A 14,337-nucleotide genomic window follows, 5' to 3' on the forward strand; every position below is an offset into this window, starting at 1 on the left:
GGTACCGCTGCCACAGTAGACCCGCACGTGTCGGTACCGGCGATAGAGTTCAGCCCGTACCGCCGGCGACACGAGAACGGGAGCACGAGTGACGATGACGGAACCGACGGAGGGTGGCCGCGCGGCCGCGATCGCAGCGGGGTACGCCACGGAAGGCCCCGCCATCGAACTCGGCAGTGTGGTGCTGGACGGCGTCGCGGATCCGACCGCACGGGTCCGGTTACCGCTGAAGATGGTCAACCGTCACGGCCTCGTGGCCGGCGCCACGGGAACCGGCAAGACGAAGACCGTGCAGGTGATCGCCGAACAGCTCTCCGCGGCCGGTGTTCCGGTGGTGCTGGCCGACGTCAAGGGCGACCTCTCGGGACTGTCCGCTCCGGGCGCCGACTCGGACGGCCTGCGCGGCCGGGCCGGCGAGACCGGCGCGGACGGGTGGGCGCCCACGGGATTCCCGGTCGAGTTCCTCTCCCTCGGTACCGAGGGTGGCGCGGTGCCGGTACGCGCGACCATCACGGCGTTCGGCCCGATCCTGCTCAGCAAGGTGTTGCAGCTCAACGCGACTCAGGAGTCGACCCTCGGACTGATCTTCCACTGGGCGGACACGCAGGGGCTCGCGCTGCTCGACCTGAAGGATCTGCGTGCCGTCATCACGCACCTCACGAGCGACGAGGGCAAGGCCGACCTGAAGGGCATCGGCGGCGTCTCGTCGTCCACCGCCGGTGTCATCCTGCGGGCACTGGTGAACCTGGAGGCCGACGGCGGCGACACGTTCTTCGGTGAGCCGGAGATGCGGACGGAGGACCTGATCCGCACCGCACCGGACGGACGCGGCATCGTCACCCTCTTCGAACTCGGCGCTCTCGCAGCGCGTCCCGTCATGTTCTCCACGTTCCTGATGTGGGTGCTGGCCGATCTCTTCCAGACCCTGCCGGAGGAGGGGGACCTCGACGCACCGAAGCTGGTGTTCGTGTTCGACGAGGCACATCTGCTCTTCGCCGACGCGTCGAAGGCCTTCCTCCAGCAGGTCGAGCAGACCGTGAAACTGATCCGCTCCAAGGGTGTCGGCATCTTCTTCTGCACGCAGCTGCCGTCGGACGTTCCCGGGCCGGTGCTCTCCCAGCTCGGCGCGCGGGTGCAGCACGCGCTGCGCGCCTTCACCCCGGACGACCAGAAGGCGCTGACCAAGACGGTACGGACCTATCCCAAGAGTGCGGAGTACGACCTGGAGGAGGCACTCACCACCCTCGGGACCGGCGAGGCGATCGTCACGGTGCTGTCCGAGCGGGGCGCGCCGACTCCCGTGGCCTGGACCAGGATTCGTCCGCCGCAGTCGCTGATGGACACCATCGGAACGGACGCGATCACGGCCGCCGCGACCGCCAGTCCGTTGTACGCGACGTACGGCACCACCGTCGACGGCGAGTCCGCGTACGAGTTGCTGAACGCACGGATGGCCCCCGAACCGACGCCGCAGCAGCCGGAGTTCCCGCCGCTGCCGCAGACCTACGACCTGCCGCCGCTGCCCGCGCCGGAGCCGGAAGGGCCGTCGGCCGCAGAACGCATCATGGCCAACCCCGCCGTGAAGAGCTTCCTGCGGTCGGCAGCCAGTGCGGCCGGTCGCGAGATCTCACGGAGCATCTTCGGGACCGGACGCCGCCGTCGGAGGTAGAAGGTCAGGAACCGCCGAGCTTCTTGTAGAAGCTGCCGATGATCGGAGCGCTGATCGAGCGCGGACTGTACTGGCCCGCAACGGACATGCCCTTGCTGAGGATTCCGGGAACGATGCGCATCTTGTTCTTCTCGAGCCCGTCGAGAGACAGCCGTGCCGTGTACGCGCTGTCGATCCACAGGAAGTCCGGCACCAGCTTGTCGACGATGGAGGCGTCCGCGGGATCGGGCGTCTCGGTGCGGACCGGGCCGGGTGCGAGGAGCGTGCAGTGCACGCCGGTGCCGGCGAGCTCCGATCGCAACGACTCGGAGAACGTGTTCACGAACGCCTTGGTGGCGGCGTAGGTCGCATTGTTGGGGATGGCCATGTTGCCCGCGGCCGAGCCGGTGACGAGGATGCCGCCGGCGCCGCGCTCGATCATGCCGGGCAGGACCGCCAGCGTGAGATCGTGCACCGCAACAGCATTGAGCTGCACCTGGGCGCGCTCATAGGCGGGATCCAGCGCCGACACCGGACCGAAGGTGGCGATGCCGGCGTTGTTGCAGAGCACCGAGATGTCGCGGCCGGCCAGTTCGTCCGCCAGGGTCTGGCGTTGAACGGGATCGGACAGATCGTTCACGCGGACCTCGACGGTGACGCCGTGCTCGGCGGTCAGCTTCGCCGCCAGCGCCTCGAGCAACTCGCCTCGACGGGCGACGACGATCAGCGAATGACCACGGGCGGCGAGTTCGGTGGCGAGTGCTTCTCCGATGCCGGACGACGCTCCGGTGACGACGGCACGGGACTCTGCGGTGGGTGCGGGGAGGCTCACGGTCACCGAGGCTAGCGCTACGCTGCGGAGCACGCGACGTCAGAGGGCGGCCGCGAGGCGGGTCCCTTGTTCGATCGCCCGCTTCGCGTCCACCTCCGCCGCCACGTCGGCGCCGCCGATGACGTCAACTACTGTTCCCGCAGCTGTGAGATCGTCCAGAAGATCGCGCACCGACTCCTGACCGGCGCACACGACGATCGTGTCGACCTCCAGTGCGCGTGTCCGTCCGTCGACGGTGATGTGAAGTCCGTCGTCGTCGATCCGGTCGTACCGCACCCCCGACAACTGCGTCACGTTCCTGCTTCGCAGGGCAGCGCGATGCACCCAGCCGCTGGTCTTGCCGAGTCGCGTCCCGATCCGTCCCGCCGTCCGCTGCAGCAGGTACACCTCGCGAGCCGCGGGGGGAGCGACGGCGGTGGCCACGGCACCCGCGGCCGCCGGATCGTCGGTGACTCCCCATTCCCGACGCCACTCCGCGGTGTCCAGAGTCGAGGAGTGTTCCGTGGTGAGGAACTCGCAGACGTCGACACCGATGCCGCCGGCCCCGATGACGGCCACGCGCCTGCCGACGTCGCGGTGGCCGAGCACCGCCTCGGCGTACGTGACGACGCTGGGGTGATCGATGCCGGGAATGGACGGGATGCGCGGCACCACACCCGTGGCCAGGACGACGCGATCGAAGTGCACGAGGTCCGCGGCGCCGGCCGTCGTGCCGAGCCGAACGTCGACCGTCGCTGCGGCGAGTGCGTGGGTGAAGTAGCGGACCGTCTCGGCGAACTCCTCCTTGCCGGGGATGCGCTGCGCGATCGCGAACTGGCCGCCGATCTCGTCGCGCGCCTCGAAGAGGGTGACGCGGTGACCACGCTGCCCCAGTGCGACCGCGGTGGCGAGTCCCGCCGGGCCGGCGCCGACGACGGCGACCGTTCTCGCGGAGCGAGTCGGGGACAGCACGAGTTCGGTCTCCCGCCCGGCCCGCGGATTGAGCAGGCAGGACGCCTTGCGATGGACGAAGACGTGGTCGAGACAGGCCTGGTTGCAGGCGATGCACGTGTTGATCTCGTCCGGTCGGCCGTTCCTCGCCTTGAGCAGCCAGTCGGGATCCGCCAGCATCGGGCGGGCCAGCGACACCAGGTGCGCGCTGCCGTCGGCGAGCAGGCGTTCGGCGACCTCCGGCATGTTGATCCGGTTCGCCGCCGCCACCGGCACCGTCACCACCTCGGTGAGGCGGCGGGTGAAGTCGATGAACGCGGCCCTCGGTACGGACGTCACGATGGTGGGCACGCGCGACTCGTGCCAGCCGAAGTCGGAGTCGAACAGATCGATCCCGGCTCCTTCGAGTTCGGTGGCGAGTGCCACGATCTCGTCCCACGTCTGACCGTTCTCGACCAGATCGGCCAGCGAGATCCGGAACGAGAGCAGGAAGTCCGGTCCGACCGCTGCTCTGATGCGACGCACGATCTCCACCGGGAGGCGGCGCCGGTTCTCGGCGGACCCGCCCCATCGATCGGTGCGACGGTTCGTCCTCGGTGCGAGGAACTGGTTGAGGAAGTAGCCCTCGCCGCCCATGATCTCGACGCCGTCGTAGCCTGCGCGCTGCGCCAGGCGCGCGCACCGGACGTAGTGGCTGATCTGCCGTTCCACGCCCCGATCGGTGAGGCCGCGGGCGCGGAACGGGGTGATCGGCGACTTCCCACCCGACGCACTCACCGAGAGCGGATGGTAGGAGTAGCGGCCCGCGTGCAGGATCTGCAGCACGATCCGACCACCCTCGCGGTGCACGGCATCGGTCACGCGTCGGTGGCGACGGGCCTCGAGACGGTTGGTCAACTTGGCCGCGAACGGAAGCAGCCAGCCGGTGCGATTGGGGGAGTAGCCCCCGGTGACGACGAGTCCCACACCACCTCGGGCGCGCTCGCCGAAGTACGCGGCGAGCTTCTCGACGTCCTTCGCCCGATCCTCGAGTCCAGTGTGGATCGAGCCCATCATCACTCGGTTGGGCAACGTCGTACGACCGACCGTGATCGGCGACAGCAGAACAGGGAAGTCGGTCATCTCGGCACCCTATGCTGCGAGACATGGTGGTCGTGGGCGCGCCCGGTGTCGTGACGAAGAAGCAGGTGCTGGCGTGGGGTTTCTGGGACTGGGGCGGCGCCGCCTTCCAGGCCGTGATCCTCACGTTCGTGTTCTCGGTGTACCTGACCGACTCGGTGGGTGCCGATCTGCCCGGCGGAGTGTCCGCCACGTCGTGGTTGGGGTGGTCGCTCGGCATCGCCGGAGTTCTGGTCGCGGTCCTGGCTCCCGTCTCCGGTCAGCGCAGCGATGCCAGAGGTCGCCGCAAACGGCTCCTCTTCGTACTGTCGACCGCGACCGTCGTGTGCATGGCGGCACTGTTCTTCGTGAAGGACGACTACCACTACCTGTGGCTGGGCCTGATCCTGCTGTCCGTCGCCTCGGTGCTCTTCGAGGTGGCGCAGGTGCCCTACACCGCGATGCTGCGTCAGGTCTCGACGCCCGACAATCTGGGTCGGGTGTCTGGATTCGGCTGGGCGATGGGCTATTTCGGCGGCATCGTCCTGCTGTTGATGTGCTACTTCGGGTTCATCGCCGGCGACGGCGACGAGCGCGGCCTGCTGGGCATCACCACCGAGGACGGCCTCAACATCCGGCTCGTGGCGCTGCTCGCGGCGGTGTGGTTCCTCGTGTTCTCGCTTCCCGTGCTCTTCGCGGTTCCCGAACTCCCCGTCACCGACCCCGAGGCGGCGGCCGCGCGAGCCGGCTACCTCGAGTCGTACCGCGTGCTGTGGCGCGACGTGTCCGAGCTGTGGCGCACCGACCGCCGCACCGTGTGGTTCCTCGTCGCGAGCGCTCTGTTCCGTGACGGTCTGGCCGGGGTCTTCACCTTCGGAGCGGTGTTGGCCGTCACCGTGTACGGCATCTCCAGTGCCGACGTGCTGCTCTTCGGGGTCGCCGCCAACGTCGTCGCCGCACTCGGCGCCGTCGTCGCGGGGCGTGTCGACGACGTGCTGGGGCCCAAGCTCGTCATCGTCGTCTCGCTCGTGTCGATGATCGTCGCCGGGCTGGTCCTGCTCGCCGTCTCGGGTCCCCTGATGTTCTGGATCTTCGGACTGATCCTGTGCCTGTTCGTCGGACCCGCACAGTCGGCGTCGCGCACCTTCCTGACCCGCATCGTCCCGCCCGGCCGGGAAGGCCAGATGTTCGGCCTCTACGCCACGACGGGACGCGCGGTCTCGTTCCTCGCTCCGAGCCTCTTCGGACTCTTCGTCTTCCTCTTCGACGCGGATCGGGCCGGCATCATCGGCATCGTGCTGGTGCTGGCGGCCGGGCTACTGGCCCTGCTCCGCGTCGCGGCACCCGAGGGTGATCGGGGGAGGGACGCGGCGGCGTGAAGGTCGACCACAAGAAGGAGATCGCGACGTACAGCGCTCGACTCGGGGTGTTCGACGTGGTCGAGGTGCCGCCCCTGCAGTACCTCACGATCGACGGGGACCGTGATCCGAACACGACCGCCTGGACCGACGCGGTGTCGTCTCTGTATCCGCTCGCGTACGGCCTGAAGTTCCTCGCCAAGCGTGAACTCGGCAGAGACCACGTGGTGATGCCGCTCGAAGCGCTGTGGTGGGCGGACGACTGGGCGTCGTTCACCCGCGAGCGGGACCCGTCGCGATGGCGATGGACCGCGATGATCATGACCCCCGACTGGATCACGGCCGAGCATCTGGAGACCGTCCGCGAACAGAAGGCGGGCCCGCGGACAGGCGACGTGCGCCTGATACGTCTCGACGAGGGGCTGTGCGTGCAGACGCTGCACGTCGGGTCCTACGACGACGAGGCGCCGGTGCTCGCGCACATGCACGACGTCGTCGTCCCGGCGCACTCGCTCCGGATGACGGGACGTCATCACGAGATCTATCTCGGCGACCCACGGCGTGTGGTGGCCGACAAGCTGAGAACGATTCTGCGACAACCGGTCACGCGCTAACGCGCGAGGATCTCGTCCGCCAGTCGGTCCGGATCGTCCTCCGGCACCCAGTGGCTGACACTCAATTCGACGAACTCGTAGGGGCCGGTGACGTGCTGGGCGCACCGCTCGGCGGCGGCGCGGCCGACCGCGGTGTCCTGGTTACCCCACACGTAGGTGGTCGGCACCTCGACGGACGGGAGATCCGCGAAGTCGCGCGTCATGGCGCGGTACCACTCCAGCGCGGCGGTGAGCGTCTCACGCCGGCCGACCACCGGAAGATGCTGCGAGACGATCGTCGGATCGGCGGCACCGGAGAACATGGCGATCAACCGGCGAGCGTCGTCCTCGAGCAGCAGATCCTCCGCCTTGCCGGACTGGCGGAAGAGAGTCATGTACTCGCTGCGCTTCTTCTGGTCCTCGTCTTCGCGGATCGCCCATCCGAAGGCGGCCGGGTGCGGGACGGACACTGCGGTGAGGGTGCGCACGCGATCCGGATGCAGCGCCGCGACGTACCAGGCGACGATCGACCCCCAGTCGTGCCCCACGAGATCGACTGCCGCGAAGCCCAGTTCGTCGAGCATTCCGATGACGTCGGCGACCAGCAGGTCGATGCGGTAAGCGTCGGTACCGATCGGACGGGCACCGGGGGAGTACCCGCGCTGGTTCGGCACGACGACGTCGCGGCCCGCGTCCGCCATGCGGATCGCCACGTCGCGCCAACTCGCTGACGTCTCGGGAAAACCGTGCAGGAGAAGGGCCGGGCGGTCGCCGGGGGTTCCGTAGCGGTCCGCGTCGAAGGTCAGGTCACCGACTGAGATCTGCATGGGGAAAGGCTATCGGGTCCTCACGCTCCGAGGGCGGCTGCCGACGTCCGTGCGCCGCGGACGTTCCGAGGCTGCCACTGGCCCATTCCCAGCATGATCACGCGCAGCTGGGACAGCGCGCGTTCGACGATGTCGCGTTCGGCCGCGCCGGCGGGCGTCACCTCGACCAGGTCCACCACCGTCGCCAGCATCGTGTTGACGATGAGGTCGGCGACCATCTCGAGATCATCGCCGGGCCACGACGACAGGGCGGGGATCCGGGACAGGTCCTGAGTGAGCTCGTGCACGATCATTCGCAGCTCGGTCTCGATCGTGCGCCGGACCTCCACCACTCCGCCGGACCGCTCGCGGATCAGGAAGCGGAACTGGACGTCGTGTTCGCGGATCTCGCCCACCAGCAGTTCGAGCGACTCGCGCGCGTTGTCCGCGGACGGGTGACGACGGACGTCGCGCAGGATCTTGCGAAGGACGCGCATGCTGTCCTCGACGACCGCGACTCCGAGGTCCTCCATCGACGCGAAGTGGCGGTAGAACGCCGTCGGCACGATTCCTGCCGCGCGCGTGACCTCCCGCAGGCTCACGCTGGAGAAACTGCGGTCCGCGATGGCGTCCAGCGTTCCGTCCACGAGTGCCCGCCGGGTGCGTTCCTTGCGTTCGGCCCTGCTGGCCGTCGTGGAACCTACGGAATTCTCGGACATTCCTCGACATTAACCGACATCGGTGTATGGGTGTGCACTTCCGCCGCGCGAGAGCCTGGCGGGTCACTGCTGCTCACGGTACGTGTCCGTCGTCACATTGGCCTTGAAAGTTGCCGGTACGGGCTGTCACACTCGGTTCCAGTGAACGAGTGTGCACTGGAGAAGTGATCCGGTCACCGGCCCGTCATTCGAGGAGGACGACTTGAGCATCGCCACCACCCCCACATCGCGCGGCCGTCGCAGTTCGCTGCTGTCCAGGTTGCGGCCCCGGTTGCTCGAGACGCTGACGACGCCGCACGCGGTCGATCGGTACCTCGAACTCGTCGACCCCATGATGACTGTCGACGACATGCGCGCCGAGGTGGTGGCCGTCCGTCACCAGACTGCCGACACCGTCACGCTGACGCTGCGCCCCACGTGGCAGTGGAAGGGGTTCTCCGCCGGCCACTTCGTGCAGATCGGTGTCGTGGTCGACGGCGTCCGGCACACGCGTTGCTACTCCCCGGCAGGTACCGCCGGAACCGACGACGACACGATCGAGCTCACCGTCAAGGCTCAGCCCGACGGCATCGTGTCCAATTACCTGGTCGCCTCGGCGAAGCCCGGTCTCGTGGTCAATCTCGCGCCGGCCACGGGCACCTTCGAGCTCCCGAGCCCGCGGCCGGACCACGTTCTGCTGATCAGTGGTGGAAGCGGCATCACCCCGGTGATGTCGATGCTGCGCACGCTGGTGCACGAGGGGTACACCGGACGCGTGGCGTTCCTGCACTACGCCTACACGGAGAACGACGTCTGCTACCGCGCCGAACTCGACCGCATCGCGGCCGAGAACGACAACGTGGACGTTCTGTACGCGTACACCGATCAGCAGAACGGTGGTCATCTGCACGGATTCTTCGACACCGAGCATCTGAACGTCGCAGCACCCTGGCACGCCTCGGCGCAGACGTTCCTGTGCGGGCCGCCCGGGTTGATGAAGGGTGTCAGGTCGGTGTTCGACGAACTCGGACTCTCCGAGTCGTTGTTCTCGGAGGAGTTCGTCACCGCAGTTCCGGTCGTCGACGGGGATGCCTCGGGAACCGTGTCGTTCTCGGGTTCGTCCGTCGAGGCGGAGAACGACGGCGCCACCCTCCTGGAGCAGGCCGAGAATGCCGGGCTGACACCGGAATTCGGCTGCAGGATGGGAATCTGCTTCACCTGCACGGCAATCAAGAAGTCGGGATGCACCCGCAACGTCAAGACCGGTGAGCTCGACTCCGATCCGGACAACGAAATCCAGCTCTGCATCTCCGTCCCCGTGGGCGACGTCGACATCGACGTCTGACCCATCCACACACTCGAAGAGGAGGTCACCATGTTCGGACTCTCACTGTCCTTTCTCCCGTTCATCGGTTCCAGCTCGGCGCCCGACACCACGACGTCCGGCGTCGACGTGCTGGACGAGCCAGGCACCGACGGACCCGTCGTCCTGAGCTACGAAGCCGTGGAGGAACTCGGGCGCAAGCTCGACGACCTGCGCGCCCGCACCGTCGCGGACCTGGGTCAGGAGGACCGCGACTACATCTTCAAGATCATCAAGGCGCAGCGCGGACTCGAGGTCGCCGGTCGCGGACTGATGTACTTCGGCTTCTTCCCGCCGGCCTGGATCGCCGCCGTCAGCGCCCTGAGCCTGTCGAAGATCCTCGACAACATGGAGATCGGCCACAACGTCATGCACGGCCAGTACGACTGGATGCGAGAGCCGGGCCTGAACTCCAAGGTCTTCGAGTGGGACAACACGTGCCCCGGTGACCAGTGGCGCCACTCGCACAACTACATGCACCACACGTACACCAACATCCTCGACATGGACCGCGACATCGGTTACGGCATCCTGCGGATGGACAGCGCGCAGAAGTGGAACCCGTACTACCTGGGCAACCCGATCTACGCGTTCCTGCTCATGACCTTCTTCGAGTGGGGCGTCATGATGCACGACCTGGAGGCCGAGAACGTCATCCAGGGCAAGCGCAAATGGCACGACGTCAAGCCCCTGCTCGAGGGCTGGTGGAAGAAGGCCGGACGACAGGTCCTCAAGGACTACATCGTCTTCCCCGCGCTGACCGGGCCGATGTTCGTCCCGACGCTGGTGGGCAACTTCACCGCCAACATCGTCCGCAACGTGTGGGCCTACTCCATCATCTTCTGCGGCCACTTCCCGACGGGCGTGCAGACGTTCACCGTCGAGGAGACCGCGCAGGAAACTCGCGGCCAGTGGTACGTGCGTCAGATGCTCGGCTCCGCGAACATCGAGGGTGGCGACCTGTTCCACATCATGTCCGGCAACCTCTCGCACCAGATCGAGCACCACCTCTTCCCCGACCTGCCCGCGCACCGCTACCCGCAGATCGCGCCCGAGGTCAAGGCTCTCTGTGAGGAGTACGGCCTTCCGTACAACACTGGTGGCTTCTTCCATCAGATCGGTACTGTGTGGGGCAAGATCTTCCGACTCGCCCTTCCCGACCGGTTCACCGGTGTGGACAAGGTGACCGGTGTGATCATCGAGCGCGAAAAAGCTGCAGCCTGAGAGGTAGTGCCATGGTCGGCAAGTTCGAACGCAACAAGGACACCGTGCAGGAACTGACCGAGTCCGCGGCGACCCACGTCGGACGCATCGCGGTCATCATCGCCACGGCAGTCCGCGACGTCACCCGCGAGATCGGTGACCTCGTCACCGACGGCATCGAGATGAGGGAAGCGTCGCGCCGGGCACAGTCCGACACGCGCACCTTCGAGGTGATCGAGGGGGACTTCGAGGAATCGTCCAGGCGGTCGAACGGTCGCTGACCCGGAGCCTCACGACGGCGCCGCACCCATGACGGGTGCGGCGCCGTTGTCGTGTGTGGGTGCCGGCTCGGTAGTTGCCGTTGCGCTCTGCGGTCGCCGGGCGCAGCGCGCGGTGGAGCGCGCAGGGTGTGGAGTGCGCGGAGCGACGGGCGGTGCGCGCGGTGGTGGGTTCCGTCAGGAACAGTCGCCCGGTTCGCCGAGCTTCACCACCGACAACACCGCTTCCCCCTCGGTGACCAGTGCGCCCGGCTCCGGGCTTTGTGCCACCACCGACCAGTTCGCGTCGAGGACCTGATTCCTGCCGGCGCCGGTCGCATCGTCGCTTCTGGAGTAGAAGACCCCGGCGGCTTGGATCAGATCTTGAGCGTCCTGCAAGTTCATGCAGACCACCGCCGGCATGGATGCCGGCGCTGCCACAGGTGCGGGAGCTGGAGCAGATGTGACCACTGCGGGAGGTTCCGCCACCGCTGAAGTAGTGGCCGGTACGCGTGACGCTGTCGCTTCAACGGTGACCGTCTCTGTCGATGTTTCGACCGTGGTGGTGGTTCCGGAGTCGCTTTCGCTGCCGCACGCCGTGATCATCAGTGCCGAAATCGCCGTGAACGCAAGCACTGCCGCGTGACCACGCCTCGAAGGCCGTCTCGTCCTGTCGAGTGTCATCGCGTCGGCTCGCAGCCGACACCGTCGTTGTCGCGATCGAGCCCGGCGCGGTAGCCGGGCTGACCGCGCAGCACGGGTGCTGCGCCACGTGCTCGAGCATCGTCGCAATTCTCGTAGTAGACGCCGCTCGGCTGAGGTGCTGCCTGCGGACGGGGTTGCGATGCCGGGGTACCGCAGTTCGCCGACCACAAGCCTGCACCGACCTGGCGAGCGCCGTTCTCGGCATCTCGAATTTCCGCGGAGCGCGACACCTCTCCGCTCGCCCTTGCGGCGCCGGCGCGGGTGGCTTCCACGTTGTGATTCCACCCGTCCACGCGAACTATGTAGGCGGGAAGCTCTCCAGAGGCGTCGGCACCGCCGAGTGACGGATCGACGATCACGGCGACGAGCTGCCGCTCGAGTGCGGATCGCGTGAAGTCCCGCGACTGGGGTCCGTAGCATTCGTTCAGCTCGGGAGCGTCAGCTCCTGCGATTCGCACGGTGATCGCACCGCGGGTCACGTCGACGACGCGAACAGAGTCGCCGTCGACGACCTCGGTCACGAACGCGGACGGAAGGGTCGGAGCAGGATCGGCCGACGCGGGCGCGGCTGCTGCAAGGGCGACGACGACGGCGCCGCAGGACACCACGCCGACACCGGCAATAAAGCGCTTCATTGAGGGACCTCGGTCTAAGGGGGTGTTTAAGAACGGCTGATAGTAACCAGACCGCGGGGTTCGAGAGGATGCTTTCGCGAGGTTTGCGACTTTGCCGGGCGCAGCGCGCGGTGGAGCGCGCAGGGTGTGGAGGGCGCGGAGCGACGGGCGGTGCGCGCGGTGAGCACCCCCGGAGCGGAGCCCAAACGGAGCAACGCGCGGCTTGGGTGCGCACGGCGGCGGGGTCGGTCACACTGTCCCGATGAAGGTGACGGACGAGGAGCGGCGCAGAATCCTGGTGCGCCAACATGCCGTGGGTCTGGGGTCGTCGCTGACGCCCGAGGGCGTGGTCCAGCGCATCGTCGCGCTCCACGCCACGGATGCGGCGAGCGTGTCGTTGCAGGTTCTGGCGCGATCGACCACCGCGACCCTGGACGACGTGCGCGACGCTCTGTACACCCGCCGCTCGCTGGTGCGGGTCATGGCGATGCGCCGCACCCTTTTCGTCATCGACAAGCAGTTCATGCCCGTCGTGCAGTCCGGTTCGAGCGCCGGGGTGGCCAGAACCCTGAGAACGCGTCTGGCGAAGCAACTCTCGACCCTGCCCACCGACCCGGTGATCGATGATGTGCCGGCGTTCCTCGACCATCTCGAGTCGGGTGTCGATGCAGCACTGGCTGCGTCGGGCACCGCGACGGGAGCCGAGTTGTCCACCGCCGTACCGGAACTGCGCACCGCGTTCCTCCCGACCACGGACAAGAAGTACGACGTCCGTCGCTACGTGACGTCGTCGCTGCTGACGTTGCTGTCGGCGGAGGGGCGCATCGTGCGCGTGGAACCGCGGGGAAACTGGACCTCGCGCCACCACACGTGGGCACCGGTGAGCGCGTGGTGGCCAGACGGTGTGCCGCCGATCGAGGAGGCGGATGCGCGAGTTCGCCTGGCGCGCACCTGGCTGGAGGCGTTCGGTCCGGCGACTCCCGAGGACCTCCAGTGGTGGACCGGATGGAACAAGGGTCACACCGTCAAAGCCCTCGCCGCTCTCGACGTCGAGGAGGTCGAGCTGTCGTCGGGTGGGGGAATCATGCTGCGCGGCAGCGACATCAGCGGTGCCGACGGGGGTGTGGCGCTGCTGCCAGCGCTGGATCCGACGCCGATGGGGTGGAAGGATCGGCGATGGTTCCTGCCGGACGAGTACCGACCGGATCTGTTCGACACGTTCGGCAACGTCGGCCCCACGGTGTGGTCGAACGGCCGGGTGGTCGGCGGTTGGGCCGTACGCGGCGCCGGTGAGGTGGTGTTCCGGTTGTTCGAGAAGGCCGACGAGGAGCAGGTCGCGGCGGAAGCTGTACGTCTCGAGGCCCATCTCGACGGCGCGTCCATCACCCCGACCTTTCCGACTCCGCTCGAGAAGGCGCTGCGGACAGGATCAGGGAACTAGGCCTGCACGCCGGGCGGCGTGCGCGGCTTCGTGTCTGGTCGACGCGTCGAGCTTGGCCATGATCGACTTCATGTAGCTCTTGACTGTGGACACGGTGAGGCCGAGCTCCTCGGCGATGGCGATGTTCGACCGGCCCAGCGCCACCAGCGACAACACGTCCCGTTCGCGGGCCGTCACGTGCGGAGCGGACGGTGTCGGTGCGGCGGGTTCCAGGAAGGCGCGCATCGAGTCGAGCACGGACGTGAGCTCGGGTGCGTCCGACCGTGCCGCGACCGCCCGCAGCCGCGTGTACGTCTGACGGACGTCCTCGCGCAGCCGGTCGGCATCGCGCCGCGCCTCGTCGACGGCGAGGTCCTGGCCCAGAACCCCCGCTTCGAGGGTCAGCACGTCGAGCACGCGATCCCCGATGTGGCCGGCCGTGTGCATCGCGCCGTAGAGCACGCCGACGGCTGTCCGCCCGACGACGACGGGGGCGGCGATCATGGCGCGCAGGCCCTCGGCGGAGATGATGGCGTCGTATCGGTGGCTGATCTTCGGAGTCCGCATGTAGTCGTCGAGCGCGACGGTGCGATTGACCTGCAACACCTTGCCGCCGAGACCGTGACCTGCCTCGAGTTCGACACCGTCGAGCGCCCCGACGGACTGCCCGGCGAAATGGCGCAGCGTCAATCGCCGTCCCGCGGTCATGACTCCGCCGAAAGCGAGCGTGACGCCCGAACCGGCGCGCAACCGGTCCACGGCGGCGTCGAAATGTGTGTCGATCATGGTCTCCGTCTTCCTACCCTCTTCGG

The 14,337-nt window shown here is 67.7% G+C and carries 15 protein-coding genes; 8 read left to right on the forward strand and 7 right to left on the reverse strand.

The features are described 5' to 3' along the window. Window positions 1-94 precede the first annotated feature (94 nt). On the forward strand, window positions 95-1,669 hold the full coding sequence (locus J4E04_RS06885; RefSeq protein WP_490150242.1) for a helicase HerA-like domain-containing protein: 1,575 nt from the start codon (window positions 95-97) through the stop codon (window positions 1,667-1,669). 4 nt (window positions 1,670-1,673) lie between these two features. On the opposite strand, the gene cmrA is transcribed toward J4E04_RS06885, so the two are convergent. Together cmrA and J4E04_RS06895 are read right to left on the reverse strand one after the other, a co-directional pair. Further along, window positions 1,674-2,480: a mycolate reductase gene (gene cmrA / locus J4E04_RS06890; protein WP_056446372.1), complete on the reverse strand. Its 807-nt coding sequence runs from the start codon at window positions 2,478-2,480 to the stop codon at window positions 1,674-1,676. Window positions 2,481-2,519: 39 nt separating this feature from the next. Beyond that, window positions 2,520-4,532 carry an FAD-dependent oxidoreductase gene (locus J4E04_RS06895; RefSeq protein ID WP_490150243.1) on the reverse strand — a complete coding sequence of 671 codons (2,013 nt, stop codon included), beginning with the start codon at window positions 4,530-4,532 and terminating at the stop codon, window positions 2,520-2,522. A 23-nt stretch (window positions 4,533-4,555) separates the two neighbouring features. Here J4E04_RS06895 and J4E04_RS06900 point away from each other — a divergent pair, with 23 nt between their 5' ends. After that, a complete protein-coding gene (locus J4E04_RS06900; protein ID WP_235578968.1) occupies window positions 4,556-5,887 on the forward strand; it encodes an MFS transporter in 1,332 nt (443 codons plus the stop codon). Beyond that, a complete protein-coding gene (locus J4E04_RS06905) occupies window positions 5,884-6,480 on the forward strand; it encodes a GyrI-like domain-containing protein (protein ID WP_490150244.1) in 597 nt (198 codons plus the stop codon). The genes J4E04_RS06900 and J4E04_RS06905 overlap by 4 nt, the downstream gene beginning before the upstream one ends. On the opposite strand, the gene J4E04_RS06910 is transcribed toward J4E04_RS06905, so the two are convergent. Together J4E04_RS06910 and J4E04_RS06915 are read right to left on the reverse strand one after the other, a co-directional pair. Further along, entirely contained in the window at window positions 6,477-7,286 is an 810-nt protein-coding gene (locus J4E04_RS06910) for an alpha/beta fold hydrolase (RefSeq protein WP_490150245.1), read from the reverse strand. The two genes, J4E04_RS06905 and J4E04_RS06910, sit on opposite strands and share 4 nt — an antisense overlap. A 20-nt stretch (window positions 7,287-7,306) precedes the next feature. Continuing rightward, entirely contained in the window at window positions 7,307-7,984 is a 678-nt protein-coding gene (locus J4E04_RS06915; RefSeq protein ID WP_490150246.1) for a TetR family transcriptional regulator, read from the reverse strand. Between the two features lie 202 nt (window positions 7,985-8,186). On the opposite strand from J4E04_RS06915, the gene J4E04_RS06920 reads away from it, so the two are divergent. Genes J4E04_RS06920 through J4E04_RS06930 form a run of 3 tightly spaced genes read left to right on the forward strand, consistent with a single transcriptional unit; the run spans window position 8,187 to window position 10,810 of the window. Continuing rightward, on the forward strand, window positions 8,187-9,308 hold the full coding sequence (locus J4E04_RS06920; protein ID WP_222647481.1) for a ferredoxin reductase: 1,122 nt from the start codon (window positions 8,187-8,189) through the stop codon (window positions 9,306-9,308). Window positions 9,309-9,338: 30 nt separating this feature from the next. After that, window positions 9,339-10,550 (forward strand): fatty acid desaturase family protein, encoded by a 1,212-nt coding sequence (locus J4E04_RS06925; protein WP_307092173.1) that lies wholly within the window; start codon window positions 9,339-9,341, stop codon window positions 10,548-10,550. Window positions 10,551-10,561: 11 nt separating this feature from the next. Next, window positions 10,562-10,810 (forward strand): hypothetical protein, encoded by a 249-nt coding sequence (locus J4E04_RS06930; protein ID WP_027505620.1) that lies wholly within the window; start codon window positions 10,562-10,564, stop codon window positions 10,808-10,810. Between the two features lie 174 nt (window positions 10,811-10,984). Here J4E04_RS06930 and J4E04_RS06935 read toward each other — a convergent pair whose 3' ends face one another. Then, a complete protein-coding gene (locus tag J4E04_RS06935; protein ID WP_261769331.1) occupies window positions 10,985-11,191 on the reverse strand; it encodes a PASTA domain-containing protein in 207 nt (68 codons plus the stop codon). On the opposite strand from J4E04_RS06935, the gene J4E04_RS06940 reads away from it, so the two are divergent. Next, the gene (locus J4E04_RS06940; protein WP_222638609.1) at window positions 11,190-11,432 is read left to right on the forward strand and encodes a hypothetical protein; all 243 of its coding nucleotides are present in this window, start codon (window positions 11,190-11,192) and stop codon (window positions 11,430-11,432) included. The genes J4E04_RS06935 and J4E04_RS06940 overlap by 2 nt on opposite strands. 34 nt (window positions 11,433-11,466) lie before the next feature. On the opposite strand, the gene J4E04_RS06945 is transcribed toward J4E04_RS06940, so the two are convergent. Continuing rightward, window positions 11,467-12,126: an excalibur calcium-binding domain-containing protein gene (locus tag J4E04_RS06945; protein ID WP_490150247.1), complete on the reverse strand. Its 660-nt coding sequence runs from the start codon at window positions 12,124-12,126 to the stop codon at window positions 11,467-11,469. 241 nt (window positions 12,127-12,367) lie between these two features. On the opposite strand from J4E04_RS06945, the gene J4E04_RS06950 reads away from it, so the two are divergent. Next, the gene (locus tag J4E04_RS06950) at window positions 12,368-13,546 is read left to right on the forward strand and encodes a winged helix DNA-binding domain-containing protein (RefSeq protein ID WP_490150248.1); all 1,179 of its coding nucleotides are present in this window, start codon (window positions 12,368-12,370) and stop codon (window positions 13,544-13,546) included. Here the strand turns inward: J4E04_RS06950 and J4E04_RS06955 are convergent. Beyond that, entirely contained in the window at window positions 13,535-14,311 is a 777-nt protein-coding gene (locus J4E04_RS06955; RefSeq protein ID WP_222647483.1) for a helix-turn-helix transcriptional regulator, read from the reverse strand. The two genes, J4E04_RS06950 and J4E04_RS06955, sit on opposite strands and share 12 nt — an antisense overlap. Between the last annotated feature and the right edge of the window lie 26 nt (window positions 14,312-14,337).

It is taken from the genome of Rhodococcus sp. NFXS4 (assembly GCF_058139645.1).